Origin of the sequence: Citrobacter sp. CK189 (assembly GCF_030333505.1) — a bacterium.
Classification (GTDB): Bacteria; Pseudomonadota; Gammaproteobacteria; order Enterobacterales; family Enterobacteriaceae; genus Citrobacter_B; species Citrobacter_B koseri.
The window spans coordinates 25,102-51,755 of the sequence record NZ_JAOWFV010000037.1 but is presented as its reverse complement, the minus strand read 5'-3'; the positions used below and the strand labels follow the sequence as shown (position 1 = coordinate 51,755).

21 protein-coding genes are annotated in these 26,654 nt (G+C 55.7%); 13 read left to right on the top strand and 8 right to left on the bottom strand.

Annotated features, from left to right (window positions below; all coding sequences use genetic code 11):
* Positions 1-167: 167 nt before the first annotated feature.
* From yhfZ to OGV83_RS08045, 8 genes are all read left to right on the top strand, one after another.
* A complete protein-coding gene (gene yhfZ, locus OGV83_RS08080; protein WP_024131011.1) occupies positions 168-1,073 on the top strand; it encodes a GntR family transcriptional regulator YhfZ in 906 nt (301 codons plus the stop codon).
* A 20-nt stretch (positions 1,074-1,093) separates the two neighbouring features.
* The gene (locus OGV83_RS08075; RefSeq protein ID WP_012135488.1) at positions 1,094-1,456 is read left to right on the top strand and encodes a hypothetical protein; all 363 of its coding nucleotides are present in this window, start codon (positions 1,094-1,096) and stop codon (positions 1,454-1,456) included.
* An 84-nt stretch (positions 1,457-1,540) separates the two neighbouring features.
* Positions 1,541-2,704, top strand: a complete 1,164-nt coding sequence (locus OGV83_RS08070) for a YhfX family PLP-dependent enzyme (RefSeq protein ID WP_012135487.1) — start codon at positions 1,541-1,543, stop codon at positions 2,702-2,704.
* Positions 2,704-3,930, top strand: a complete 1,227-nt coding sequence (locus tag OGV83_RS08065; RefSeq protein WP_286458976.1) for a phosphopentomutase — start codon at positions 2,704-2,706, stop codon at positions 3,928-3,930. The genes OGV83_RS08070 and OGV83_RS08065 overlap by 1 nt, the downstream gene beginning before the upstream one ends.
* Complete coding sequence (locus OGV83_RS08060) at positions 3,927-4,805, top strand: phosphotriesterase-related protein (protein ID WP_198448724.1); 879 nt, start codon at positions 3,927-3,929, stop codon at positions 4,803-4,805. Before OGV83_RS08065 ends, OGV83_RS08060 begins: the two co-directional genes overlap by 4 nt.
* A gap of 10 nt (positions 4,806-4,815) precedes the next feature.
* Positions 4,816-5,169: a DUF2620 domain-containing protein gene (locus OGV83_RS08055; protein WP_047460736.1), complete on the top strand. Its 354-nt coding sequence runs from the start codon at positions 4,816-4,818 to the stop codon at positions 5,167-5,169.
* A gap of 11 nt (positions 5,170-5,180) precedes the next feature.
* Positions 5,181-6,485, top strand: coding sequence for a YhfT family protein (locus OGV83_RS08050; protein ID WP_024131010.1), 1,305 nt, complete (start codon positions 5,181-5,183; stop codon positions 6,483-6,485).
* A gap of 12 nt (positions 6,486-6,497) precedes the next feature.
* Positions 6,498-7,580 carry an aminotransferase class I/II-fold pyridoxal phosphate-dependent enzyme gene (locus OGV83_RS08045; protein WP_286463407.1) on the top strand — a complete coding sequence of 361 codons (1,083 nt, stop codon included), beginning with the start codon at positions 6,498-6,500 and terminating at the stop codon, positions 7,578-7,580.
* 143 nt (positions 7,581-7,723) lie between these two features.
* Here OGV83_RS08045 and OGV83_RS08040 read toward each other — a convergent pair whose 3' ends face one another.
* The 7 genes from OGV83_RS08040 to tsgA all read right to left on the bottom strand — a co-directional run bounded on the left by OGV83_RS08040 (position 7,724) and on the right by tsgA (position 20,849).
* Positions 7,724-7,894 (bottom strand): YhfL family protein, encoded by a 171-nt coding sequence (locus tag OGV83_RS08040; RefSeq protein WP_012135480.1) that lies wholly within the window; start codon positions 7,892-7,894, stop codon positions 7,724-7,726.
* A 209-nt stretch (positions 7,895-8,103) separates the two neighbouring features.
* Positions 8,104-13,605: a pectate lyase-fold domain-containing protein gene (locus tag OGV83_RS08035; protein ID WP_286463512.1), complete on the bottom strand. Its 5,502-nt coding sequence runs from the start codon at positions 13,603-13,605 to the stop codon at positions 8,104-8,106.
* Between the two features lie 327 nt (positions 13,606-13,932).
* Entirely contained in the window at positions 13,933-15,306 is a 1,374-nt protein-coding gene (cysG, locus tag OGV83_RS08030; protein WP_198448722.1) for a siroheme synthase CysG, read from the bottom strand.
* 11 nt (positions 15,307-15,317) lie between these two features.
* A complete protein-coding gene (nirC, locus tag OGV83_RS08025; RefSeq protein WP_012135477.1) occupies positions 15,318-16,127 on the bottom strand; it encodes a nitrite transporter NirC in 810 nt (269 codons plus the stop codon).
* A gap of 304 nt (positions 16,128-16,431) precedes the next feature.
* Positions 16,432-16,758, bottom strand: coding sequence for a nitrite reductase small subunit NirD (gene nirD, locus OGV83_RS08020; RefSeq protein ID WP_286450957.1), 327 nt, complete (start codon positions 16,756-16,758; stop codon positions 16,432-16,434).
* A complete protein-coding gene (gene nirB, locus OGV83_RS08015) occupies positions 16,755-19,298 on the bottom strand; it encodes an NADPH-nitrite reductase large subunit (RefSeq protein WP_286463404.1) in 2,544 nt (847 codons plus the stop codon). Before nirB ends, nirD begins: the two co-directional genes overlap by 4 nt.
* Positions 19,299-19,667: 369 nt before the next feature.
* Complete coding sequence (gene tsgA / locus OGV83_RS08010; RefSeq protein WP_286463403.1) at positions 19,668-20,849, bottom strand: MFS transporter TsgA; 1,182 nt, start codon at positions 20,847-20,849, stop codon at positions 19,668-19,670.
* A gap of 280 nt (positions 20,850-21,129) precedes the next feature.
* Between tsgA and ppiA the strand changes: the two genes are divergently transcribed.
* The 5 genes from ppiA (at position 21,130) to argD (ending at position 24,454) form a co-directional block, all read left to right on the top strand.
* The gene (gene ppiA / locus OGV83_RS08005) at positions 21,130-21,702 is read left to right on the top strand and encodes a peptidylprolyl isomerase A (protein ID WP_012135471.1); all 573 of its coding nucleotides are present in this window, start codon (positions 21,130-21,132) and stop codon (positions 21,700-21,702) included.
* 106 nt (positions 21,703-21,808) lie between these two features.
* Positions 21,809-21,976 carry a FicA/YhfG family antitoxin gene (gene ficA, locus OGV83_RS08000; RefSeq protein WP_012135470.1) on the top strand — a complete coding sequence of 56 codons (168 nt, stop codon included), beginning with the start codon at positions 21,809-21,811 and terminating at the stop codon, positions 21,974-21,976.
* Positions 21,966-22,568, top strand: coding sequence for a putative adenosine monophosphate-protein transferase Fic (locus tag OGV83_RS07995; RefSeq protein ID WP_012135469.1), 603 nt, complete (start codon positions 21,966-21,968; stop codon positions 22,566-22,568). The genes ficA and OGV83_RS07995 overlap by 11 nt, the downstream gene beginning before the upstream one ends.
* A gap of 31 nt (positions 22,569-22,599) precedes the next feature.
* On the top strand, positions 22,600-23,163 hold the full coding sequence (pabA, locus tag OGV83_RS07990) for an aminodeoxychorismate synthase component 2 (RefSeq protein WP_012135468.1): 564 nt from the start codon (positions 22,600-22,602) through the stop codon (positions 23,161-23,163).
* A gap of 73 nt (positions 23,164-23,236) precedes the next feature.
* Positions 23,237-24,454, top strand: a complete 1,218-nt coding sequence (gene argD, locus OGV83_RS07985) for a bifunctional acetylornithine/succinyldiaminopimelate transaminase (protein WP_012135466.1) — start codon at positions 23,237-23,239, stop codon at positions 24,452-24,454.
* Positions 24,455-24,559: 105 nt separating this feature from the next.
* Here the strand turns inward: argD and OGV83_RS07980 are convergent, their stop codons facing one another.
* The gene (locus OGV83_RS07980; protein ID WP_012135464.1) at positions 24,560-26,647 is read right to left on the bottom strand and encodes a YccS/YhfK family putative transporter; all 2,088 of its coding nucleotides are present in this window, start codon (positions 26,645-26,647) and stop codon (positions 24,560-24,562) included.
* Positions 26,648-26,654 lie beyond the last annotated feature (7 nt).

Here is a 26,654-nt window from a genome sequence, read left to right as displayed (position 1 = left end):
CGGATGCGACACCACACATTAAAAAACCGGGGATTTCCCGGTTTTTTTGTCTCTCTGCGTACCCGTGACGAAAAACTGTGAGGCGTCTCGCCGTTTACGCACATCGTCATTGCGCGATATCTTCATTTTAATGAATATATAAATATTCACTTTACTGAAAATTTATGATGCGTCGAACATTTATCAAAAAAGAGGGGGTCGTGCTGACGACCCTGGCCCGCTACCTGCTTGGTGAAAAATGCGGTAATCGTTTGAAAACGATAGATGAACTGGCTAACGAATGCCACTCATCGGTGGGGTTAACGCAGGCCGCATTAAAAACGCTGGAGTCTTCCGGGGCGATCCGTATTGAGCGTCGTGGGCGCAACGGCAGCTTCCTGGTGGAGATGGATAACAAAACGTTGCTGTCGCATGTGGACATCAGCAACGTTGTTTGCGCGATGCCGCTGCCGTACACCCGTCTGTATGAAGGGCTGGCGAGCGGGCTGAAAGCGCAGTTTGAAGGGATTCCATTTTATTACGCGCACATGCGTGGGGCGGACATCCGGGTTGAATGCCTGCTGAATGGCGTCTACGACATGGCCGTGGTGTCGCGTCTGGCCGCAGAGAGCTACCTGGCGCAAAACGGGTTGCGCATCGCGCTGGAACTGGGGCCCCACACCTATGTCGGCGAGCACCAGTTGATCTGCCGTAAAGGCGAATCCGACCGGGTGAAGCGAGTGGGGCTGGATAACCGTTCGGCAGATCAGAAAATCATGACTGAAGCCTGTTTCGGCAAAAGTGATGTGGAGCTGATAGACCTCTCTTATCACGAAAGTCTTCAGCGCATTGTGAAAGGCGATGTGGATGCGGTGATCTGGAATGTGGTGGCGGAAGCGGAGCTGGCATTGCTGGGGTTAGAAGCGACGCCGCTCACCCGCGATCCTCGATTCTTGCAGGCCACCGAAGCCGTGGTGCTGACCCGGTCGGACGATTACCCGATGCAGCAACTGCTGCGCGCCGTGGTGGACAAACAGGCGCTGCTCGCCCATCAGCAACGTGTGGTCAGCGGTGAACAGGAACCCAGTTACTAAGTTAATCAAAGGCATTGTAAATGGAAAACAGACTCAGCCTGCTGTGTGACGCAGGGGTTATCGACGAAGATATTTGCCGTGGCATGTTGCAGGTCGTCAGACGACTGGACGAGGAGTGGAAGCTGCCGGTGCATACCGAGCAGGGAACGATGGCGATAACCCACATGGCCAGCGCGTTAATGCGCAGTCGCCGGGGAGAGGTGATTGACGCGCTGGATCACGAGCTGTTGGCGGAACTGACGCAATCTCCCCACTGGCCCGCGATTTTGTTGGCGCACCAGGCGCTGCTGGCGGAGTTTACGGTTTCGCTTCATGCCAATGAGGAAGGTTATTTGTTGGCAAATCTATATGGGCTGTGGATGGCGGCGCACGAAGCGTCGTGAGGAACACCGTACATCAACGTACCACACCTTAAATATTCAAAAAAATGAATATTTAATTCAGGGATTAGAAACCGAGGCACAAAGATGTTTATACACGCATTGAAACGCCAGAATCCGGCGCTGATTACCGCCGCGATCCGACTCTGGCAGCAGGGAAGGATCGTCCCGGACAGCTGGGTGATTGATGTTGATCAGGTGCTGGAAAACGGGAAGCGCCTGGTTGATACGGCTCATCAATACGGCATCACGCTGTATCTGATGACAAAACAGCTTGGGCGCAATCCCTGGCTGGCGGAAAAGCTGCTGGCGCTGGGATATGCCGGAATTGTCACGGTGGATTACAAAGAGGCCAGGGTCATGCGCCGCGCCGGATTGCCGGTGGCGCATCAGGGGCATTTAGTGCAGATCCCCTCCCGGCAGATTGGCGAAGCGGTGGAGCAAGGGACGGACGTGATTACGCTCTTTTCGCTGGAGAAGGCGCGTGAAGTGTCGGCGGCGGCGGTGAAGGCCGGGCGCGTGCAGGCGGTAATGCTGAAGATTTACGGCGAGCAGGATTTTCTTTATCCGGGGCAGGAGAGCGGCTTCCCGCTGGCGCGCCTTGATGACGCTGTGAATGACATTCGCCGTCTGCCGGGGCTCCATGTCACGGGGTTAACGCATTTCCCCTGCCTGCTGTGGGATGACGCATCAGGCGAGACCAGGCCGACGCCCAATCTGCATTCCCTGGTCAAGGCGAGGCAGCAACTGGAAGAACAGGAGATTGCCATTGAGCAGCTTAATGCGCCCTCTGCAACCAGCTGTGCGTCTTTGCCGCTGTTGGCGCGGTATGGCGTCACCCATGCCGAACCGGGCCATGCGCTGACCGGCACCATTCCGTCGAATCAGCAAGGCGATCAGCCTGAACGCATTGCGATGCTCTGGCTGAGTGAAATTTCGCACCATTTTCGTGGCAACAGCTACTGCTATGGCGGCGGCTATTACCGCCGGGGACATGCGCGCAACGCGCTCGTTTTTACGCCGGAAAACGACGTTCCCGCGAAGACGACGCTGGAACCCGTCGATGACAGCAGTATCGACTACTACCTGCCGCTTGCAGGGACGTTTCCGGTGAGCAGCGCCGTGGTGCTTTGTTTTCGTACCCAAATCTTTGTGACGCGCAGTGATGTGGTGCTGGTGTCTGGCATTCAGCGCGGCGCGGCGGAAATCGTCGCCCGTTATGACAGTCTCGGAAACGTACTGGAGGCGTAATGGCTCGTTTTGTGGTGCTGGTGATTGATAGCTTCGGCGTTGGCGCAATGAAGGATGTGGCGGAGGTTCGCCCGCAGGATGTCGGGGCGAATACCTGCGGACATATTCTGCGTCAGCTCCCGCAGCTACATCTGCCGACGCTGGAGAAGCTGGGGTTGATTAACGCGCTGGGCTATGCGCCAGGCGTTATGGCTCCCTCGGCGTCGGCAGTGTGGGGGATCGCGGAATTGCAGCATGAAGGAGGGGATACCTTCATGGGGCATCAGGAGATTTTAGGCACGCGTCCGCAGGCGCCGCTGCGTATGCCGTTTAGCGAGGTGATTGATCGCGTTGAGCTGGCGCTGAAGGCGGCGGGCTGGCAGGTAGAGCGACGTGGCGGCGAACTGGCGTTCCTGTGGGTCAATGAGTCGGTGGCGATAGGCGATAACCTCGAAGCGGATTTAGGGCAGGTTTACAACATTACCGCCAACCTTTCCGCCATCGCCTTTGACGAGGTGCTGAAGATTGGCCGCATTGTGCGTGAACACGCGCAGGTGGGGCGCGTCATTGCATTCGGCGGCACGCTTCACGACAGCCAGCGGATTCTGGACGCCGCAGAAACGAAAGAGGGGCGTTTTATTGGCATCAATGCGCCGCGATCCGGCGCATATGAGAGCGGTTTTCAGGTTGTTCATATGGGCTATGGCGTGGATGAGCGGGTTCAGGTGCCGCAAAAACTGCATGAGGTTGGCGTGCCGACCGTGCTGATCGGCAAAGTGGCGGATATCGTGGCGAACCCTCACGGACGTAGCTGGCAAAACCTGGTGGACAGCCAGCGCATTATGGATATCACGCGCGATGAATTCAGTGCCGCCCGGCACGCGTTTATCTGCACCAACATCCAGGAAACCGATCTGGCGGGGCACGCCCAGGATGTCGCACGTTATGCGGAACGTTTGCAGGTGGTTGACCGTAATCTTGCGCGGCTGACAAGCGAGATGACACCCGATGATTGTCTGCTGGTGATGGCCGACCACGGCAACGATCCGACGATAGGTCACAGTCACCATACCCGTGAAAGAGTGCCGATTCTGGTCTACCGGCAGGGGCTGAAGCCTGTTCAGTTAGGCCTTCGCGCCACGCTGTCGGATGTGGGCGCGACGGTCTGTGAGTTCTTTGGCGCGCCCGCGCCACAAAACGGCACCTCTTTCTTTTCGTCATTACAGCTCACAGGAGACGCCTTATGAATTTTGATACGTCAGGCTACACCTGGGCCCATGAGCATCTGCACATCGATCTCTCCGGGTTCAAAAATAACCTCGACTGCCGGTTAGATCAGTACGATCTCATTTGTCAGGAGATGAAAGATCTGCGGGCGTTGGGCGTGCGCAACATCATTGAAATGACTAACCGCTATATGGGGCGCAACCCGCAATTCATGCTCGATTTGATGCGGGATAGCGGGATAAACGTGGTGGCCTGCACGGGTTACTACCAGGACGCATTTTTCCCTGAGCATGTCGCGACCCGCAGCGTGGAGCAGCTTGCGCAGGAGATGATCGATGAGATCGTCATCGGTATTGATAACACGACGCTGAAAGCCGGAATTATTGCGGAAATCGGCTCCAGTGAAGGGGTGATTACGCCGCTGGAAGAGAAGGTGTTTATCGCCGCCGCGTGCGCCCACAATGAAACCGGACGCCCCATTTCCACCCATACCTCGTTCAGTACGATGGGGCTGGAGCAACTGGCCTTGTTGCAGGCGCAGGGCGTCGATCTCTCCCGCGTGGTGATTGGTCATTGCGATCTGAAAGATAACCTCGACGGCATTTTGCAGATGATCGATCTCGGCGCGTACGTGCAGTTCGACACCATCGGCAAAAACAACTACTACCCGGATGAAAAGCGCATCGACATGCTGAATGCGCTGCGCCAGCGCGGTTTGCTCAACCGCGTGATGCTTTCGATGGATATTACCCGCCGCTCCCATCTAAAAGCCAATGGCGGCAATGGCTACGACTACCTGTTAACCACCTTTATCCCACAGCTGCGCCAGTCAGGATTCAGTCAGGCCGATGTGGACACGATGTTGCGTGATAACCCCTCACAATTTTTCCAATAAGGACAGAAAGATGAAAAAGATTGGTGTTGCTGGCTTACAGCGTGAGCAGATTAAAAAAACCATCGAGACCGTGGCGCCCGGCTGCTTTGACGTGTCCATTCACAACGATATGGACGCGGCGATGAAAGTGAAGTCCGGGCAACTGGATTATTACATCGGCGCGTGTAATACCGGCGCTGGCGCGGCGTTGTCGATAGCGATTGCGGTGATTGGCTACAACAAAAGCTGCACCATCGCTAAGCCGGGTATTAAAGCGAAAGACGAGCATATCGCAAAGATGGTCGCGGAAGGGAAAGTGGCGTTTGGCCTCTCCGTCGAACATGTTGAGCATGCGATTCCCATGCTGGTTAACCACTTGAAATAAAAGGCATGCTTATGGAGCTGTATATTCAGATTCTGGTGGTGGCTTGCCTGACGGGGATGACGTCGCTACTGGCGCATCGATCAGCCGCCGTTTTCCATGACGGGATTCGCCCGATCCTACCGCAACTGATCGAAGGCTATATGAACCGCCGGGAGGCGGGGAGTATCGCGTTTGGTTTGAGTATCGGTTTTGTGGCGTCGGTGGGGATCTCATTTACCCTCAAAACGGGGCTGCTTAACGCCTGGCTGCTGTTTTTACCTACCGATATTCTTGGCGTACTGGCGATTAATAGCCTGTTGGCGTTTGGGCTTGGCGCCGCCTGGGGCGTGCTGATTCTGACCTGTCTGCTGCCGGTGAACCATCTGCTTACCGCCTTGCCGGTTGACGTGCTGGGGAGCCTTGGCGAGCTGAGTTCCCCGGTTGTCGCCGGTTTTGCGCTGTTCCCGCTGGTGGCGATTTTTTATCAATTCGGCTGGAAACACAGTCTTATCGCTGCGGTTGTGGTGCTGATGGCGCGTGTCCTGGTGGTGCGCTACTTCCCGCATCTGAACCCGGAATCGATTGAGATTTTTATCGGCATGGTGATGCTGCTGGCGATTGCGATTACGCACGACCTGCGCCACCGTGGCGATGAGGAGATGGATACCAGTGGGTTATCCGTCTTTGAGGAGCGCACCTCCCGCATTATTAAAAACTTACCGTATATCGCGATCGTCGGCGCGTTGATTGCGGCGGTCGCCAGTATGAATATTTTTGCCGGCAGCGAGGTGTCGATCTTTACCCTTGAGAAAGCCTATTCTGCTGGCGTTACGCCTGAAGAGTCGCAGACCTTGCTTCATCAGGCGGCGCTGGCGGAGTTCATGCGCGGGCTTGGCTTCGTGCCGATGATCGCCACAACGGCGCTGGCGACGGGCGTGTATGCGGTGGCCGGTTTTACCTTTGTGTATTCCGTGGGCTATCTGGCGCCGAATCCGTGGATTGCCGCCATCCTGGGGGCGGTCGTGATTTCTGCGGAAGTGCTGCTGTTGCGCTCGATTGGGAAGTGGCTTGGACGCTACCCGTCGGTGCGCAATGCGTCGGACAATATCCGTAACGCGATGAATATGCTGATGGAAACCGCGCTACTGATCGGCTCTATTTTTGCGGCGATCAAGATGGCGGGTTATACCGGCTTCTCGATTGCGATTGCTATCTACTTCCTCAACGAGTCGCTTGGGCGCCCGGTGCAGAAGATGGCCGCGCCGGTCGTGGCCGTGATGATTACCGGTATCTTGTTGAATATTCTCTACTGGTTCGGTCTGTTTATTCCGGCCTGAGGAGGCGTCTAGATGAAAACCTTTCCCCTGCAAAGCCTGACGCTCGCCGAGGCGCAGCAGAAGCAGTTTGCGCTGGTGGACACGGTGTGTCGTTATTTTCCGGGCGCGGATTTTTTAAAGGGTGGCGATCTGGGGTTAAGTCCGGGGCTTAACCAGCCGGGAACCACCCGACAAGTGGAAAAGGTGCTGGCGGAGGCGTTTCATGCTGAGGACGCGGTGCTGGTGCAGGGCGCGGGAACCGGCGCGATTCGGGCCGGGCTGGCTGCGCTGCTGAAACCGGGGCAACGCCTTCTGGTGCATGATGCGCCGGTTTATCCCACAACGCAGGGGATCGTCGAGCAGATGGGGATTGTGCTTGTCAGAGCGGATTTCAACGATCTGGCGACGATAGCGCAGGTTATCGCAGAGCATCGTCCCCATGCGGCGCTGGTGCAACATACGCGTCAGCAACCGCAGGATTGCTATTCTCTGGCCGGGGTGCTGGCGGAGCTTGCGCGATGCGGCGTCCCCACGCTGACCGACGATAATTATGCGGTGATGAAAGTGGCGCGTATTGGTTGTGAATGTGGGGCCACGCTGTCCACGTTTTCCTGTTTTAAACTCTTCGGGCCTGAAGGCACCGGCGCGGTGGTGGGGGAGGCGGAAGCCATCGCCAGAATACGTGCGACGATGTATTCCGGCGGCAGCCAGATTCAGGGCGCACAGGCGCTGGCGGTGCTTCGTGGCCTGGTTTTCGCGCCAGTGATGCACGCTGTGCAGGCAGGGGTGACGGAACGTTTACTCGCCTTGTTAAACAGTGGAGTCGTGCCGGAAGTGAAGCAGGCGGTGATTGCGAATGCGCAATCGAAAGTGTTGATTGTGGTGTTTCACCAGCCCGTTGCCGAAAAGGTGCTGGAGGAGGCGCAAAAGCGCGGGGCGTTGCCTTACCCGGTAGGCGCGGAGTCCAAATATGAAATCCCGCCATTGTTTTATCGCCTTTCCGGTACGTTTCGTGCGGCCCGTCCGGGTCTGGCGCGTTATGCGATTCGTATTAATCCCAACCGCAGCGGCGAAGAAACGGTGTTACGTATTTTGCGGGAAAGCCTGTGTGCCTGATGGCACAACACCGCGTACGCCGCCATCCGGCATGTATGTGCGCACGAAAGCCTGATGGCGCTGCGCTTATCAGGCCTACAATGATACACATGAAAAAACCGGGGAATCCCCGGTTTTTTTGTATCGTGCGACAACGGTTTCGATTATTGATCCGCGGCCGGGCCGCAACCACCAATAATTTTTGAAATAGAAATTGCCGGGTGAAGTAAATAATCGTAACTGCAATCATTCTTTTTGTTTTCGATATGACCCGTACACGCGGTGAGCGTAGCCAGCATCCCTGCCACAACGGCAATCTTTGCAATTTTAAACATGAAAAAATCCTTGTAAATAAAACAATTTTAATTGTATGAGATAAATGGAAAAATCCATTTTGCGGACGTTACCATATCAATTAATAAGGGAGCGAGGTAGTCCAGATAAGGACTTCTTATTCTGCGGATAATATGCTTTGCGTAGATTCAGCATAATAAAAAACGGCCTGGAGATGATGTATATTCTCCAGGCCGTGGCGTTTATTTAATTAACGGAATGTTTTCTTAAAGTTCAGCATAAAGCCTTTATCGCTGATGCCATCCTCTTTCCACTGATAAGCGTCGAGATGCAGACTGCTGTCCTGGGCGCTGTACTTCACGCCCATCGTTGCCAGACCGTTCAGACCGCCGCCTTTCTGGCCGTCGTCAACGCTAAAGCGCTGGTCGCTTGCACCCGCCAGCGTGGCGCTACGCTGGCTTTTCGTGTAGCTCAGGTTCGGGCCGCCTTCCAGCGTGGCGCTTGCGCTCCAGCCGTTTTCCCCGGCGTAGTCCATTTTCAGGCCAAGCACGGAATCTACGGCCGTTTCGCTGCCGCTGTTCATCGACAGGTTGAAGTCCCCGGCGCTGCGCTCTTTGTAACCTTCTTCCATTGTGTGACGCAGCTTAACGCCCGCATACGGCGTGATTTTCAGCGCATCGTCCATCAGGTTAAAGGTTTTTGCCCCTTCGCTGCGGAACTCCATGTACTGCTGACGGGCGTCGGAATCCGCCACTTTATTGACGTCGCCATAGGCGACAGAGCGGCTGCTGTCGAGGTTATGCACGTCATAACGCAGACTGTTGTTCCAGGCGAGACCCTCATTAAAGGTCATGCTGTGTTTCAGGCCGAAGAACTGGCTGTAGCCGCCGGTCACGCCGTTGTCGCCCGCTTTCTGCGAACCGTCGCCGTCCAGACGCGCAATACCGTATTCCAGCGTCAGGTTCTGGCTGGCGGTCAGATCCAGCGTCTGGCGTAGCGCCAGCATGTCGTACTGGGTGTCGTTACCCAGTTCGGCACGCGGATCGCCTTTCGCCATCACGTTGAACGCCAGACCGTCTTTCACCTGCGGCGCGGCGTCCGCCAGCATCGTAAAGCGATTGCTGAGTACGCGGGCTTCGCGGAAGACGGTGTTCGCCTGGCTGCCGCTGACCTGCTTCAGGGCGTTGTTCAGCTCTGCGGTCGTGCCAACGTTCAGGCTGTTGTACAGCTCATTGTTGGTATACCCGGCGTCCAGCGCCTGTGCGACGTCGCTGACGGAACTCTCCGTCGCCACATCCGCATAGGCGTTTTTGGTCATGGTGATGTCAACGTTGCCGTCGCCGTCGGTGCTGCCCTGGGCGTTCCACACCACGCTGGTGGAGGTGATATTGTCCGCGCCCTGGATATTACTGCCGGTAAAGGCGTTATCGACCACGACGGTGGTCTCTGCCGTACCTGCGGTAAAGCCGGTATTCACCTTCACGTCGTCGCCAATCACCAGGTTATTCGCTTTCAGCGTACCGGAACTGCCGTCGGCATTGGTGCCCACAATGTAGTTGCTTAACATCTGCGGCGCGTTCGGATCGGCCGGAGGCGCTGGAATATCACCCTGCGTCGGCGCGACAATCGCATCCGGGATCACGATATCCGCCGTACCGTTGTGATCATCCTGTGTACCCGTAGTGCCAGGGGCGTAGATGCCGCAGCCTGTGTCGCACAGCAGATTCACTTCGCCATTATTGATGATGGTTTTGCTCTGGCCGCCAAACGCGTAAGAGTCATTCGCGTACACGTTGATCACGCCATCAGCGGTGTTGTTGATGGTGGTGGCGTTGCCGTTGCCTTTGATGCCGATAAGTCCGGTACCGTTGGTTCCGTCTATTTGCCCCTGTTCGGTGCCGACGTTGATGGTGCCGCTGTTGACCAGGTCGATGATATAACTGCTGGTGCCACCGCTGATCGCCACGGCATTGTCGCCCTGGACGTTAATAGTCCCTTCGTTGCCAAAGCTATAGCCACGGCTGAGGTTGATCAGGGGGGCGTCCGGGTTAATACCATTAATCACGCCGGTTTCCGTGTTCCAGATCCACATCGGGGAGTTGCTGGCATTCGCGGTAGTGATGGCGCTGTAACCGTTGGTGGCGGTAATGGTGCCGCTGTTCACCTGAGCGATGGAACTGCTGGTACGCGTCATGTTGATGATGGTGTTTTCGCCGCCTTCTACCGCGCTGCCGCTGTTGGTAAGCGTTGCGCCTTCCTGGTTATAAAACGCAAAGCTGCCGTTGATGAGCGATTTGCCATCTTCCGCCACCGTCATATTGCCGGTATTGACGACTTCCTGGGCGTAAGAGGTTCCTGCAATTGAGCCGGTAAAGCTGCCCTCGTTGAACAGGGTGATATCGCCATTAAGCGTCAGGAGGTCAGTGGTCAGGCTGCCGTCTGCGCGGTTGAACAGGCTGTGATACGTGGTGATCGTATCGGCATGCATCGTCCCGTGGTTTTCCATATTGCCAGCGTTATTAATCGCCATATCGCCGTTGACGGTCAGCGTGGCGCCTGCTTCGTTGTACAGCCAGCCGCTAACATCGAGATCGCCGTTCAGCGTTTCATTGCCGTAATTCGCCAGCGCTCCGGTGGTGAAAAAGCCCGCTTCTGACGTTTGGCTATCGCTGTCGCCGCTGCCGGGCAGCGACCGTATCCAGATTTTGTCGGTTGGCATGGAACCCATATGTGGGTCGTTTTCGTCCATCGGGCTGCCGTTCAGGTTGATGGCGCCGTTATTGATGATGTAGCTGTTGCTGTCGCTAAGGAACGCTTGACCGTAGTCGGCATCAATATTGATGGTGCCAGTGGTGTCGTTCACGACGGTGCCGCCGTTTAATGCGGCCATCCCCACCAGTTGGTTTTCCTCGCCGGTCACACCTTCATCAGCGGTCAGCGTAATAGTACCCTGGTTAACGGCCGTGCCGCCGCTGAGCGCCATCATACCGAACCCGGCGTTGTTGACGGTGATGGTGCCGGTGTTGATGGCTGTGGCGTCACCGTAGCCGATGTCTGAGGAACCGGCAACCATTGCCGAGCTGGTCAAATAGAGGTATGTCGGCTGCCAGTAGTCTGTGCTGATGATATTGTTTTCATCGTCCAGCGTCGGGATAAAACCGTCCAGATAAATATCGCCTTCGTTTAACGCTGTCCCTACACTGGCACTGACGCCATATGCTCCCGCGCCCTGTAAATGGACGGTCGCTCCTTTATCATTAACGACGCTGCCGCCCTGGGTCGCCAGCATGGCGTAAAGCGTGTGGGTATACCATCTTTCCGGGTAGATATTGATCCCGTTAATGAACTCTGGCGTTTGGTTAGAAAAGAGGGTGATATCGGCCCCTGCTTTGTTGTGTACGACCGTATCTTCGCCATTTGCACGGGTGATGGCAGAACGGTCATCTCCCGTATCGCCACTGCTTCCGTAGATGAGAATATTGCCACTGTTGCTCGCTTCCGCTCCCTTATCGGCAAGGAGAACGTTGACTGTTCCGTGGGTGGTAATATCGCCCTGATTTTCAATTGTCGAGCCCTGGCCGTGAGCTGACAGCAGGGCATTACTTCCGGTGGAGTAATTTAAGTTCAGATAGTCGGCGTTCACTTCAATCGTGGCGTCATCGGTAATGAGCAGGGAGCCGCCATTATTAACGTTTGCCAGCGTGGCCTGGCCACCTGTGATAGTGGTCATATCCACGGTAGATTTACCGCTTAGCGTTAACGTGTTGTCACCATCAATGTTGATACCGATAGCTTCAGAGCCAATAGACGCTTCGTTTTGGGAAAAGTCGATGTTTATACCACCGGCGACATTCACGGCGTTACCGCTGCCGCTGATATTGAGGCCGGTAACGCTCGCATACCCAGAGCTGACATCAGAACTGTCAAGATGGATATTCATCGCGCCATCCAGATTGACCGTATTTTGATTGCCGTTAACGGTAATGCCTTGTAACTGCTCATCGCTTTTAATTTGAGCGTCTTGCGCGTAACCAGCCTCGATGTTCACATTACCCAGAATGGTTGTTGTATTCGTGTCGCCAGAGACGTTAAGACCGGTTGCCCCACGAAATACGCCGCTGCTGTCCTGAGCCGCAGTCACGTTAATATCGCCCGTCAGACTGACCTGCGATTCAGTACCGCTGATCAGCGTTCCCGTACCGTTAAGGCTGGTGTTGATATTACCTTTGTTGTTGAAGGTGTTTTGTGTACCGGCAACAACGAAGCCCACTGAGTCGTCGTTACGCACGGTGGTGGTGCCGCTGTTTATGAGTTCGCTTTCTTCGCCGTTGATGGTCAGGCCCGTCGCACCATTCATAACCAGCAGGTCGCCATTCTGCGTCATGTCAGCGTTATTGCCCGTAATGGTGGCGATTGTTGAGCCAGCGCCGTCGACGGCCATATTACCGGTATTGAGTACGCGGGCGTTGTCGCCATCAATGCGCACGCCCGTCGCGCCATCGGCGATGAGCTGATTACCTTCATTAATCACCAGCGCATGATCACCCTCAATATATAGCCCCGTAGAGCCGGCACCGCGGGTTGTCGAATGGCCTTTGTTATCGACGATAGCATCGTCACCGGTGATTTTTGCCCCGGTGCCGCCGTCAGAAACGTTTAATTCCCCTTCGTTGATGAGGCGAATGTTATTACCGTTAATGATGGAACCGGTAGAACCTGCGCCGCTAATGCTGGAGGTTCCCGCATTATCAATGAGGGTGTTATCACCATCGATAACGATGCCCGTACCGCCGCCGCTGATGGTGATATCGCCGGAGAGCGAGGTCGAGGTGCCATTGCCGGAAATTAACGCCCCGGTAGCGCCATCTACCGTACTTTTGCCTGAGATAGCGTTAGTGGTGCCGTCGCCGCTAATAACCAGGCCAACTGCGCCATTGGTTACGGTGGAATCCCCGTTCAGCGTATTACGGGTGTTATCGCCCGAGATAATGACGCCGGTACGATTTTTCCCGCTGATATCCAGTTCGCGATCGGTGGTGTGCGTTTTGCCGTCTCCGCTGACAACCTGAGTATTGTTATCCGCGAGGATCAGATAGCCCCGACTGTCGTACTTCCAGTAAAAGCCGTTGGCCTGAGCGCCTTCAATCACGGCCGCGTTGCTGTCGGTAACGTTCCAGCCGGAAATCGCCAGCGTTTTGCCGTCCTGGGTGGTTAACTGCCACTGCGCGTCTTGTTCGGAATAACTGAGCGTGGCTTCGCCGAGGTGTTCGCCGTTATCCAGTTTGATGTCGTCGAAGTGCAGGGTGTCTGTGCCTTTATCCAGCGTCACCTGATTGCTGAAGGTCGTCACGGACGTGTCGTCAGGCGGTACTGGCGTATCACCGCCATCATCGGGAGGCGTTGGGGTGACATCTCCGCCGTCATCCGGCGGCGTTGGGGTAACGTCGCCCCCGTCGTCTGGCGGGACTGGCGTTGTTGAATGGTGGTGAGAATCGCCGTCGCTGTGATTGCCAATGGCGATGCCCGCCGCCAGAGCCGCTACGCCGCTGGCGACCCATGCCCAATGGTTATCCTGCCCGGCTTCTGCCGTCAGACATTTCGCCGGTAACTTATTGCGTTCCGCCTGAGATAACGACGAAATATTTACCGGACATTCTTTCTCATCTTCTGTATTCTCTGCCGCAATTGCCGGGCAGTAATATGTTTGCAGTGCAATCGCAATACCCACTGCAAGGAGTTTTTTCCTTTGCATAAACATAGTTGCCATCCTGTAAATAAAATAAGAAATATAAGGCGGCCCTGACAGACAACCTTTATTTGCAAAATTAATGAATGGCGCTATTTTGCCACTGACTACCCAGGGGGCGTCAATCCAGCCTTTATTCTGCCGATATTTGTGCGGTGAATTTATTTAGCGAATAAAAAAGAGATAATGGCTGTTTTGTGCGGTATTTTATGGCGTTATTCTTTTTTATATTTATGTAATGAATGGATTTAGCTTATTTAAAGTGTAATGTAAGAATGAATGATCGTTAAAGTGTTAAAAAAAAGATGCCCTGATATAGGGCATCTATATTTATTAATGGTTTGAGAACCAGTTTAGCTTATCGCGTAACGCGACCACCCGACCGACAATAATCAGCGCCGGGCTTTCGACCTGTTTCGCCAGCTCGCCTAATTGCGCAAGAACGCCGCTGACCACGCGCTGCTTGACGGCCGTACCGTTTTCAACCAGCGCCACAGGCATATCGGCCTGCATACCAAATGCGATCAGCTTCTCCTGAATGGTTGCCGCCTGATTCAGCCCCATATAGAACACCAGCGTTTGTTTCTCCGCCGCCAGGTTTTCCCAGTCCAGCTCGCCGCCCGTTTTCAGGTGCCCGGTGACCAGACGCACGCTTTGCGCGTAGTCGCGGTGAGTCAGCGGAACGCCGGAATAAGCCGAGCACCCGGAGGCCGCGGTAATACCGGGAACAACCGAGAACGGAATACCGGCGTGGCACAGCGTTTCCAGCTCTTCGCCGCCGCGACCGAAGATAAACGGATCGCCGCCTTTCAGACGCACCACGCGTTTGCCTTTCTGCGCTTCTCGCAGCAGGATCTGGTTAATCTCTTCCTGCGGAACGCAGTGATAGCCCGCGCGTTTGCCAACGAACACGCGGTCAGCGTCACGGCGTACCAGATTCATAATGTCGTCGGAGACCAGACGGTCATACACCACCACATCCGCCTGTTGGATCTGTTGTAACCCTTTCAGCGTCAGCAGCCCGGCGTCGCCAGGGCCCGCGCCCACCAGCACTACTTCACCACGGTGATCCAGCGGTTCGCTCAGCATCTGCTCGGTGATCTCCGACACCGCTTTCGCATCGGCATTCGCCAGCGACTGCGCGAGCCTGTCGTTGATGAACAGTTTTTCCCAGAAGCGACGGCGCTCGCCCATTGTGGCGAACTGCTTTTTCACCCGCGCGCGGAGCTGGCCGGCGTAATGCGCGACCTGGCCGAGGTGCTGAGGCAGCAAGGACTCCAGTTTCTCGCGCAGCAAGCGTGCGAGAACGGGCGAAGTGCCGCCGGAGGAGACCGCCACCATCAGCGGCGAGCGGTCGATAATGGAGGGCATGATGAAACTGGCGGCTTTTGGCGCATCGACCACGTTGCAGAAAATGCGGCGTGACTCAGCGGCTTCGCTCACCTGCTGGTTCACGGCGTCATCATCGGTCGCGGCGATCGCCAGCCAGCATCCGTCGAGCAGGGATTCTTCGAATGCCCCTTCAACTAACGTCAACATGCCTTCATTTGCCCACACGGTGAACTGCGGAATAAACGCCAGCGCGTTGACCGTTAATCGAGCGCCTGCTTCCAGCAGTAACCGCGCTTTGCGTTCTGCGACATCGCCACCGCCGACGAGCAGACAGTCACGATCGCGTAATTGACAAAATATAGGCAAATGGTCCACGACATTACCTCTTAATTATTGGCAGTAGCTTCAGTTTGATTGATTTTTGCCGGAGCCGGACGCTCCGCTTTTGGCGTAGCATACCAATAACCTAATCCCATGAATACGACACCGGACAAAGTATTGCCGAGAGTCACCCACAGCAGGTTATGACCAATTCCCGCCAGCGTGTAGGCGTCGCCGTGATGACCGAACCAGGAGAGGGCGAACAGCGTCATGTTGGCGACGGAGTGCTCGTAGCCGGACGCGATGAACGCCAGCAGACACCACCAGATAGCGAGGAATTTCGCCGCGCCTTCGGTACGAATCGCCATCCAGATCGCCAGGCAAACCAGCCAGTTGCACAGCGCGCCTTTAAAGAACAGTACCGTGGCGGGCGCGGTGGTTTTCGCCAGCGCAACCGTGTGAACGATGCTGGTATCGACCGGCAGCAGACTGCCGCCGCCCCAGCTATACAGCAGCGCGACGAACACGGAGCCCACCAGGTTGCCCAGCCAGGTTTGCGGCAGAATCGCCCACATCTGACCGTGGCTGATGGTGCCTGCTTTTACGCCGAGCGTCAGGAACATGGTGTGGCCGGTAAAGAGTTCAGAACCGGCGATGATCACCAGCGTTAAGGCGATGCCGAAGGTAGCGCCCATCACCAGCGGGCGAACGGAAGGGTCAAGCAGATTGCCGAGAGTGAAAATAAGAATGATGCCGAGACCGACGTAGGCGCCGGCCATTGCGGAACTCACCCAGAAACCGAGCGGATTATTTGCCGACAGGCGTGCAATGCGCGCAGCGTTAGCCGCACACTTGTTAATAGTGTCTGTAAACATTTGATTATCCTTGAAGTAAAAACAATAAAATTAAAAAAGAAATCGTAAAACCGTAGGCCGGATAAGGCATTTATGCCGCCATCCGGCGGTATGTTTGCCTGATGGCGCTGCGCTTATCAGGCCTACAAAATCGGGCCTGTAACCATTTGATTGTCCTTGAAGTAAAAACAATAAAAATCATAAAACCGTAGGCCGGATAAGGCATTTATGCCGCCATCCGGCGGTGTGTTTTTGCCTGATGGCGCTGCGCTTATCAGGCCTACAAAGACGTCAAAAAGGGAGGCGTTGCGCCTCCCCAAATTCATCAACCGCGCAGTTGCACCATGCCGTCTTTCACGCGAGCTTCGTAGTGCGCGACGGAATGGCTTTCATCTTCCATGCACAGACCGTCGCTCAGACGGAACCGCTGTTTTTTCAGCGGGCTGGCAACCCACAGTTCGCCCTGATGCTCGGCAATCAATCCGCGCGACAGCACGCTGGACTCAAAAAACGGGTCGATATTGCTGATCGCGAACACCTGGTCGCTGTGATATGGACGGAAAATGGCGACCTGCTTTTCGCCTAACAGCGCGCAGACGCCGGTTTCCGGCAGAATGTCATCGATTTTGCAGATGTTTTTCCACTGGCTCATGCGTTTTCCTCCACCAGAGTTACCGGAATGCGTTCGTACGGCGTCGCCGGACGATGCTGTTCACGCTCAGGAACCACCTGAACATTCGGGTCGCGCTTATCGCTGTTGATAAAGTGTCTGAAACGAACCTGCGTAGACGGTGTATTCACGGTCTCCGTCCACTCGCACACCACCGCTTCACGCAGGCGGGTCATCTCTTCTTCCAGATGCGCGTTCAGGCCCAGTTTGTCGTCGATGATGACCGACTTCAGGTAATCGATACCGCCTTCCAGGTTATCTAACCACGGTGCGGTACGGGTCAGTTTGTCGGCGGTACGGATGTAGAACATCATGAAGCGGTCGAGGTATTTAACCAGCGTTTCGCGGTCGATATCCGCCGCCAGCAGGTCTGCATGACGCGGTTTCATCCCGCCGTTACCGCAGACGTACAGGTTCCAGCCTTTTTCCGTGGCGATAATCCCCACATCTTTACCCTGGGCTTCCGCACATTCACGGGTACAGCCGGAGACGCCAAATTTCATTTTGTGCGGGGTACGGATGCCTTTGTAGCGGTTTTCCAGCTCGACGCCGAAGCCGACGCTATCGCCCACGCCGTAGCGGCACCAGGTGCTGCCCACGCAGGTTTTCGCCATACGCAGCGCTTTGGCATACGCGTGACCGGTTTCGAAGCCCGCTTCAATCAGCTGACGCCAGATTTCCGGCAGATCGTCTTTCTGCGCGCCGAACAGACCGATACGCTGAGAACCGGTAATTTTGGTGTACAGGTTAAACTCACGCGCGATGCGACCTACGGCCACCAGACCTTCCGGCGTGATTTCGCCGCCCGCAGAACGCGGGATCACGGAGTAGGTGCCGTCTTTCTGGATGTTCGCCAGGAAGTTGTCGTTGGTATCCTGTAGCGGGGTGTGCTGCGGCTTCAGAATGTATTCGTTCCAGCAGGAGGCCAGCAGAGAACCGACGGTCGGTTTACACACTTCGCAGCCGTAGCCTTTACCGTGTTTCGCCAGCAGTTCTTCAAAGGTTTTAATGCCCTCCACGCGGATGAGGTGGAACAGTTCCTGACGCGAGTACGCAAAGTGCTCACACAGGTTGTTGTTCACTTCAATACCCTGTTTCGCCAGTTCGGCGTTCAGAACCTGAGTAACCAGCGGAATACAGCCGCCGCAGCCAGTACCGGCTTTGGTTTCCGCTTTCAGCGCCGCAACGGTGTGGCAGCCTTTGTTGATGGCGGCGACCAGCATCCCTTTGGTGACGTCAAAGCAGGAACAGATTTGCGCGCTGTCCGGCAGTTTATCAACGCCAATGGAAGGCTTACCGCTGCCAGAATGTGCCGGCAGGATCAGCGAGTCCGGGTTTTCCGGCAGTTCAATCGCGTTCAGCACCAGTTGCAGCAGGTTGCCGTAATCGCTGGTATCGCCCACCAGCACCGCGCCGAGCAGGGTTTTGTTGTCTTCGCTGACGATGAGGCGTTTGTAGACCTCTTTGCTTTCGTCGAGGTAAACGTAGCTACGCGCGCCCGGCGTGCGGCCATGCGCATCGCCAATGCCGCCGACGTCCACGCCCAGCAGCTTCAGCTTGGCGCTGAGGTCTGCGCCTTCAAACACGTTTTCGGTTTCGAGGATGTGGTCAACGGCAACCTGCGCCATTTTGTAGCCAGGCGCGACCAGACCGTACACGCGGTTGTTCCAGCTGGCGCATTCGCCAATCGCGTAGATATCCGGGTCAGACGTCTGGCAGGCGTCGTTAATCACGATACCGCCGCGCTGAGCGACGTCCAGGCCGCACTGGGTGGCCAGTTTGTCACGCGGGCGGATACCGGTAGAGAAAACGATGAAATCGACTTCCAGCTCGCTACCGTCGGCAAAACGCATGGTTTTACGCGCTTCGATGCCTTCCTGAACGATCTCTTTGGTGTTTTTGCTGGTGTGTACGCGTACGCCCATGCTTTCGATTTTACGGCGTAGCTGCTCGCCGCCCATCTGATCCAGCTGTTCTGCCATCAGCATGGGGGCAAATTCGATAACGTGGGTTTCGACGCCTAAGTTTTTCAGCGCGCCAGCGGCTTCCAGACCCAGCAGGCCGCCGCCGACCACCGCGCCGCGTTTGCTGCGACGGGCGCAGGCTTCAATGGCGTTGAGATCTTCAATGGTACGGTAAACAAAGCAGTCCTGGGTTTCGGAACCTTTAATTGGCGGGATCCACGGGTAGGAACCGGTCGCCATGATCAGTTTATCGTAATAGACCGTACGACCCGCGCTGGAGTGGATGACCTTCTCCTGACGGTTGATCGTAATGGCGCGTTCGCCGACCAGAACGTTAACGCCGTGCTTCTCATAAAAGCCTTCACGCACCAGAGACAGCTCTTCAGCGGTGTGGTGGGAGAAGTAGGAAGACAGGTGGACACGGTCGTATGCTTTGCGGGGTTCTTCACAGAACACGGTAATGTCAAAATTGGCAGCGTCGGATTTATCAAGAAGGTCCTCAATAAAGCGATGGCCGACCATACCATTACCGATAATAGCGAGTCTGACTTTGCTCATTTTTGCCTCGATTTCTTTTCTATTACTGCCTACCTTAACGATTCAGCAACCCCGCTTATTGATGTAAATCAAATTCGGCCTTATATACTCCTTAAGAGGTATATTGCTGATTTGTCAGCATTTTTATAAGTCACGGAATTGTCAGACATTTCGTTGTTGTGCAAATAACGTACAAAATGAGGGGTTATTGGCGTAAGAAGGTCTACCTCTAAAGAATGCGAGGTCTACGCCGTCAGGAGGAGGGGGAAATTGCGCGAAAAGCTGGGCTAAAAAGCCGGGCTAAAAAGCCGGATGGCGACGCTATGCGTCTTATCCGGCCTACAAGTTACATGTAGGCCCGGTAAGCTTGCGCCACCGGGCAAATCATCATCAGTGCGCTGCTGGCACGTTATGCTGGCGATGACGGGTAACAAACCCGAGGATAAAGCACATCACAAACACTACGGCATACAGACCGTTTGCGGTGAGCAACGCGGCCTGTGGGCCACTGTGCGCCACGATCGGGCCAGTCACCACGAAGGTCAGCATGGTGCCAATGGTGCCGCAGGTCAGCACAAAGTTAACCAGCTTCGGCGACGGCACTTTGGTTTGCTGCGAACCCAGCGTAATGATTGAGGTGTAAATGGCGCTGGAGAAGAAGCCGAGCGTCAGAATAAACCACGCCATATGCTCCGGCTGGGCCTTAATGAACAGGTACATCAGCACCGCCGCCAGACCCGCCAGTACCGTCAGGATACGTTGCAGATCAAAGAAGCGCAGAATGAAGCTGAAGGCCCACATGCCGAACATGTACGACATCCAGAAATCGCTGACCAGCGTACCGGCGTCGTTCAGGCTCATGCCCAGACCTTTGGCGTATTCCGGCACCCAGGAGATGAAACCTAACTGACCGAGGATGTAGCACAGCGCGGCGATAGACAGGAACAGAACGCCAATGCCCCATTTCTCTTTTACCACCGGCATTTCCGTTTTCGGCGCGTGTTTACCCAGCGCCGGAAATTCGCAGCCGAAGGTCAGGATGAAAATCGCCACGTAGACCAGACCGATGCAGGCGTATACCCAGTACCACTCAATGCTGCGCGCCAGCAGGTAAGCGGCGACCATCGGGAAGATCATCCCGGCCATACTGAAGAAGGAGTCGGTGAACAGCAGGCGAGAACCACGCTGACGGCCTTCATACATCTGGGTGATCAGGAAAGTACCGATCGACATGGTGATACCGCTCACCAGACCCAGTACAAACATTGCCGCAGAGAAAAGCGCCAGGCTATGGCTGAGCATCAGCCCGGCCACGGCCAGCACCATCAACACAAAGCCAAAACGCAGCTGCGTTTTCAGCGGGATAATTTCCATCAGCCAGGCATTCAGGAAAATAGAGATCAGGATACCGGCGTTAAGAAAGGTGAATGTGTTACTCATACTGGAAACGGGCAGGTTGAAATACTCTGCAATGTTTCCCATCACCATCCCGGTGACAATTACCAACGCGCCTGTCAGGGCGTAGGAGAGAAAGCTAATCCATGTGAGCTTGATGCGATTGCTGTTAGTCATGACTGGCCTGTGTATAGAGGTGTAAAGCGCGTTGACAGCGCCGTGAGCGGGCAGATTTTAGGCGTTTTAGTGATGTATTTAAATGTTTATTAGCAATTACTGTAAACGTTACATTTTTTAACGTGACATTGATCACATTAATATACCGAAAAGCACAACAAAATCGTAAGGTTACATTTGTTTCAGATACGTAAAATTAGGTAAAGGGCTGGCCTGCTCCTTGAAGGCTCTTTAGAATCAATCTACTTGCTTTTGTTACTGCTCTCGTTAAGGAAATCTCATGCTCAAATCGACTCTGGCGGCTGTTGCAGCTGTTCTCGCTCTTTCTGCTCTCTCTCCTGTAGCGTTGGCAGCGAAAGGTGACCCACATGTTCTGCTGACGACCTCCGCCGGAAATATTGAACTGGAACTGAATAGCCAGAAAGCGCCAGTTTCAGTGCAAAACTTTGTCGATTATGTCAACAGCGGTTTCTATAACAACACCACGTTCCACCGTGTGATCCCCGGCTTTATGGTGCAGGGCGGCGGTTTTAACGAGCAGATGCAGCAAAAGAAACCTAACCCGCCGATCAAAAACGAAGCGGACAACGGGCTGCGCAACACCCGTGGCACCATTGCGATGGCGCGTACCGCAGATAAAGACAGCGCAACCAGCCAGTTCTTTATCAACGTTGCCGACAACGCCTTCCTGGATCACGGCCAGCGCGATTTTGGCTACGCCGTATTTGGTAAAGTTGTGAAAGGGATGGATGTCGCTGACAAAATCTCTCAGGTGCAGACGCACGATGTCGGCCCTTACCAAAATGTTCCTTCAAAACCGATAGTTATCCTTTCCGCCAAAGTCCTGCCGTAATGGCATTCTGCGCGGGCCAGCAATGCCCGCGCGATTCCTGACCTCTGCGTAACCTGAATTTGCTGCTTATACTTGTGGCAAGTGCAGGCACATTCAGGGAGGTCTCGTGAAAAAACTCACCGATAAACAAAAGTCTCGCCTCTGGGAACAACGACGAAATATCAATTTCCAGGAGAGTCGACGTCTGGAAGGGGTGGACATCCCGTTAGTTACCCTGACCGCCGAAGAAGCACTGGTGCGCCTGGCAGAATTAAGGAGGCACTATGAGCGATAAGTTTGGTGATGGACGCGACCCCTATCTGTATCCCGGCCTGAACATCATGCGTAACCGCTTAGGCATCCGGCAGGTTCAGCGTCTGGAGCAGGCGGCGTATGAACTGACCGCACTGCGTGCCGCGACGATTGAACCTGGCCCCCTGGTGCGCGGACTGCCTCACCTGCGCGCCATTCATCGCCAGCTGTATCAGGATGTTTTTGACTGGGCCGGGCAACTGCGCGAGGTCGATATATATCAGGGAGATACCCGTTTTTGCCATTTTGCCTACATCGAAAAAGAGGGCAACGCCCTGATGCAGGATCTGGAAGAAGAGGGGTATCTGGTCGGGCTGACGAAAGAGAAATTCGCCGATCGTCTGGCGCACTACTACTGTGAAATTAACGTGCTGCATCCTTTTCGCATCGGCAGCGGGCTGGCGCAGCGCATCTTCTTTGAGCAACTGGCGCTCCACGCCGGTTATATCCTGAGCTGGAGCGGCATTCAGGTGGCCGAATGGAGCCAGGCGAACCAGAGCGGCGCGATGGGCGACCTGTCGGGATTACAGGCAATATTTCGTAAAGGGGTAAGCGAAGCCCAGGAAACTGAGTAGAATAGCGCGGTTCTTACGTACCGGAGCCGCCATGATTCTGCTGATCGACAACTATGATTCGTTTACCTGGAACCTTTATCAGTATTTCTGCGAACTGGGCGCTGATGTCCTGGTCAGGCGGAATGACGCGTTGACGCTGGCGCAAATTGACGCGCTGAATCCGCAAAAAATCGTGATCTCGCCGGGGCCCTGTACGCCGGATGACGCGGGCATCTCCCTGGCAGTAATCCGCCATTATGCCGGACGCCTTCCCATGCTCGGCGTCTGTCTTGGACACCAGGCGATGGCGCAGGCCTTTGGTGCGACGATCGTGCGGGCAGCTAAAGTGATGCACGGTAAAACCTCCCCCGTCACCCATAACGGCCAGGGCGTTTTTCAGGGGCTATCGAACCCGCTCACCGTCACGCGTTATCACTCACTGGTGATCGATCCTGCGACGCTTCCCGCCTGCTTTGACGTTACGGCCTGGAGCGACACGCAGGAAATTATGGGGATTCGCCACCGGGAGTGGGATCTGGAAGGGGTGCAGTTCCACCCGGAAAGTATTCTGAGCGAGCAGGGACATCAACTGCTGGCTAATTTCCTGTCGCGCTGATTTGTGGTTGCTATCCAGTGATTTTTTATGCATATTTTATGACTGAAATTTCATTTGGCTGGATGGGCATAAGATGGCAACTGAACAAACTGCAATTACGCGCGCGACTTTCGATGAAGTTATCCTGCCGATTTATGCACCGGCAGAGTTTATTCCGGTAAAAGGCAAGGGCAGCCGGGTCTGGGATCAGCAGGGTAAAGAGTACGTTGATTTCGCGGGTGGGATTGCAGTTACCGCCTTAGGGCATTGCCATCCGGCGCTGGTGGAGGCGCTGAAAACGCAGGGTGAAACGCTGTGGCACACCAGCAACGTTTTTACTAACGAACCTGCGCTGCGTCTGGGGCGTAAGCTTATCGACGCGACCTTCGCCGAGCGCGTGCTGTTTATGAACTCCGGCACCGAAGCCAACGAAACCGCCTTCAAACTGGCGCGCCACTATGCCTGCGTGCGTCATAGCCCGTTTAAAACCAAAATCATCGCCTTCCATAACGCTTTTCATGGCCGCTCGCTGTTTACCGTTTCCGTTGGTGGTCAGCCGAAGTATTCCGACGGATTTGGCCCTAAACCGGCGGATATCATCCATGTTCCTTTCAACGACCTGCACGCGGTGAAAGCGGTGATGGATGACCATACCTGCGCGGTGGTGGTGGAGCCGATCCAGGGAGAAGGCGGCGTCACCGCCGCAACGCCAGCGTTTCTGCAAGGCCTGCGCGAGCTGTGCGATCGGCATCAGGCGCTGCTGGTGTTTGATGAAGTTCAGTGTGGTATGGGGCGCACCGGCGATCTGTTCGCCTATATGCACTACGGCGTGACGCCGGATATTCTTACCAGTGCGAAAGCGCTGGGCGGCGGCTTCCCGGTCAGCGCTATGCTGACCACGCAGGAGATTGCGTCCGCGTTCCACGTTGGGTCGCACGGTTCCACCTACGGCGGCAACCCGTTGGCCTGCGCCGTTGCCGGGGCCGCGTTCGATATCATCAATACGTCTGACGTGCTGAGCGGCGTTCAGACTAAACGCGAGCGGTTTGTTCAGCATTTGCAGAAGATTGACGAGCAGTATGACATTTTCAGCGATATTCGCGGCATGGGGCTGTTGATTGGCGCGGAACTGAAGCCGCAGTACAAAGGCCGGGCGCGGGATTTCCTTTACGCTGGCGCGCATGAAGGCGTTATGGTGCTGAATGCCGGGCCGGATGTCATGCGCTTTGCCCCGTCGCTGGTGGTGGAAGAGGCGGATATTGACGAAGGGATGCAGCGTTTTGCGCAGGCGGTGGCGAAAGTGGCTGGCTGATTGCCGGATGGCGCTACGCTTATCCGGCCTACAAATCGCGTTTTCCCTGTAGGCCGGATAAGGCGCTTGCGCCGCCATCCGGCAAACAACAAACAGCAAACAACGTCAACCCTTCATATCCCGTAACCGGCGACTAAGCCAGATGCCATGATGCGGGCGCTGGCGCCATGCCACTGACGAAATGGTGTGCATGGTATTCAGGTGCCCCAGCACGCGTTGCAGATGCTGTTCCAGCGTGCTAAGCGGCCCGTGGGAGAGCATCTCCGATGACTCCAGAATATTCACATCCCCGGAACCGCCCGGCGCGTCATACTCCAGCCGCTGCTGACAGCGCTGGAGCGCAATTTCGCAGGATTCCAGGTAGCGCTGCGCCAGATCCGGCGTCAGCATCGTATGCTCGCGCGCCAGCGTGGTCATGGCGTTGACGTGCTCAACGATAAACTGGCTGTGCGTTACCCACAGTTTCATATCTTCCAGATAGTGCGTGTTAAACCCCGGTTCCTGCATCGCCTGATTCAGCGAGTTAAACAGCGTATTGTGCGCCTGGTTCACCCGCATTCGCTGGTACGCCAGCGGCGTTGGCTGCGGGTCGTTGCTGAGGATCAGCCGGATGGCCTCCTGGTCCGCTTCCAGCGCATCGTGGGCATTCTTACGCAAAAGGCCGCTTTGCCACTGCGGCCAGAGCCAGACCATCCCGCCAAAAGCAATCAGGCAGCCAATGACCGTATCAATAAATCGCGGCACGATGAACTGTTCGCCGTTGAGCGTCAGCAGTTGCAGGGTATAGACCGCCGTCACCGTAAAGCCAACCGTCGCCCAGCCGTAGTTTTTGCGAATGGTCAGATAGCTCACCAGCGTAATGATCAGCATTAATGCCAGCGTGTAGCCTTCAGGAATGCGAAAGTGCAACGTGACGCCCGCCACCACCAGACCGGCCAGCGTACCCGCCGAACGGTGCAGAATGCGTACGCGCGTCGCGCCGTAGCCGTTTTGCGTGACGAACAGGATGGTCATCAGAATCCAGTACGGCTTGGGCAGATGTAAGGCGCTGCCCATCAGGCTGGCGATACTTAACATGACGCTGATTCGCCCGGCGTTGCGCAGCGCGGGCGATTTAAATGATAAATAGCTTTTCAGCGCGGGCAGCAGCGGCAGACGACGCTGTTTATCGGCCATCAGGTCGCGTGCGTACAGCGGACGCTGAGTGCGTAATACGCGGGCAATACGGCTAAAGTGCCAGTAGCAAAACTGCCCGACAGGGTTTTCCGGGTGCTGATTGGCGATTTTTTCCAGCGCGCCAGTCTGCTTCTCCATCGAAAAACGGCTGGGCAGACGGTGATACAGAATGTCATCCGCGATGATGCGCAGGCGGGCGGCGACGGTTTGCGCATTCCAGCGAATAACCTGTTCCGCGTGGCTGCGCTCCACCAGCTTCTGAACCTCCTCCGGCTGATGCAAACTGACGGAGATATGCTCCTGTAAGTCCAGCGCTTCCTGGAAGGCGCGCAGCAGGCGCTTGTAGTCATTATTGTGCTGGGCCGACAGCATGTGCATCTGCTGGTAACACTGGGTAATGAGATCCACCGCTTTCTGCTGGCGCACCAGCAGAGGCGGCAGCGCTTTTTCTGGATCGATATGCTGCGTGAGCAGGCTGTATTTGGCCTCGCAATAGTCGGCCAGCTCGCGATACAGCAGGCTGAGCGACTCGCGCAGCGGCTGTTCGCGCCACAGCCAGAACCAGAACCAGTTAAACAGCCCGTACCATAGCGTGCCGAGCGCGTAGATGAGCAGCGGCTCCCAGACCGGCATGTTCCCCGCCAGGCTTAGCGTGAAAATGGCGGCAATCAGTGAAGCGGGCAGCAGTCTTGCATGTAGCGGGCTGATTTCCGCCGTGACGCCGAGCAGCAGCGTCAGTCCGGTGAGGATCAGCGGCAGGGGGATGTCGCGCGCCAGCAGCAATTGCGTAATCAGGCTGCATCCGGCAAACAGCGATCCGCCGATGATTAAGCGTTTGAAAAAGCGTTTATGCGGGGTATCAAGACCGGCAATGTTGCAGCAGGCGGGAACGAGCGAGAACAGCAGTCCCAGGTGCAACTGGCCGATGATCAGGCCGATAGCCACAGGCAGGCACAGCACCAGCGTTTGCCGTAGTGCGTAGTTGATCTCAGGATGGTAAATCAGTCTTCGCCACATCGGTGCA

Bases quoted from the DNA above. Each gene is read 5' to 3' on its own strand.
- yhfZ (WP_024131011.1), top strand. From the start codon at position 168: ATGCGTCGAACATTTATCAAAAAAGAGGGGGTCGTGCTGACGACCCTG.
- OGV83_RS08075 (WP_012135488.1), top strand. From the start codon at position 1,094: ATGGAAAACAGACTCAGCCTGCTGTGTGACGCAGGGGTTATCGACGAA.
- OGV83_RS08070 (WP_012135487.1), top strand. From the start codon at position 1,541: ATGTTTATACACGCATTGAAACGCCAGAATCCGGCGCTGATTACCGCC.
- OGV83_RS08065 (WP_286458976.1), top strand. From the start codon at position 2,704: ATGGCTCGTTTTGTGGTGCTGGTGATTGATAGCTTCGGCGTTGGCGCA.
- OGV83_RS08060 (WP_198448724.1), top strand. From the start codon at position 3,927: ATGAATTTTGATACGTCAGGCTACACCTGGGCCCATGAGCATCTGCAC.
- OGV83_RS08055 (WP_047460736.1), top strand. From the start codon at position 4,816: ATGAAAAAGATTGGTGTTGCTGGCTTACAGCGTGAGCAGATTAAAAAA.
- OGV83_RS08050 (WP_024131010.1), top strand. From the start codon at position 5,181: ATGGAGCTGTATATTCAGATTCTGGTGGTGGCTTGCCTGACGGGGATG.
- OGV83_RS08045 (WP_286463407.1), top strand. From the start codon at position 6,498: ATGAAAACCTTTCCCCTGCAAAGCCTGACGCTCGCCGAGGCGCAGCAG.
- OGV83_RS08040 (WP_012135480.1), bottom strand. From the start codon at position 7,894: ATGTTTAAAATTGCAAAGATTGCCGTTGTGGCAGGGATGCTGGCTACG.
- OGV83_RS08035 (WP_286463512.1), bottom strand. From the start codon at position 13,605: ATGCAAAGGAAAAAACTCCTTGCAGTGGGTATTGCGATTGCACTGCAA.
- nirC (WP_012135477.1), bottom strand. From the start codon at position 16,127: ATGTTTACAGACACTATTAACAAGTGTGCGGCTAACGCTGCGCGCATT.
- nirD (WP_286450957.1), bottom strand. From the start codon at position 16,758: ATGAGCCAGTGGAAAAACATCTGCAAAATCGATGACATTCTGCCGGAA.
- nirB (WP_286463404.1), bottom strand. From the start codon at position 19,298: ATGAGCAAAGTCAGACTCGCTATTATCGGTAATGGTATGGTCGGCCAT.
- tsgA (WP_286463403.1), bottom strand. From the start codon at position 20,849: ATGACTAACAGCAATCGCATCAAGCTCACATGGATTAGCTTTCTCTCC.
- ppiA (WP_012135471.1), top strand. From the start codon at position 21,130: ATGCTCAAATCGACTCTGGCGGCTGTTGCAGCTGTTCTCGCTCTTTCT.
- OGV83_RS07995 (WP_012135469.1), top strand. From the start codon at position 21,966: ATGAGCGATAAGTTTGGTGATGGACGCGACCCCTATCTGTATCCCGGC.
- pabA (WP_012135468.1), top strand. From the start codon at position 22,600: ATGATTCTGCTGATCGACAACTATGATTCGTTTACCTGGAACCTTTAT.
- argD (WP_012135466.1), top strand. From the start codon at position 23,237: ATGGCAACTGAACAAACTGCAATTACGCGCGCGACTTTCGATGAAGTT.
- OGV83_RS07980 (WP_012135464.1), bottom strand. From the start codon at position 26,647: ATGTGGCGAAGACTGATTTACCATCCTGAGATCAACTACGCACTACGG.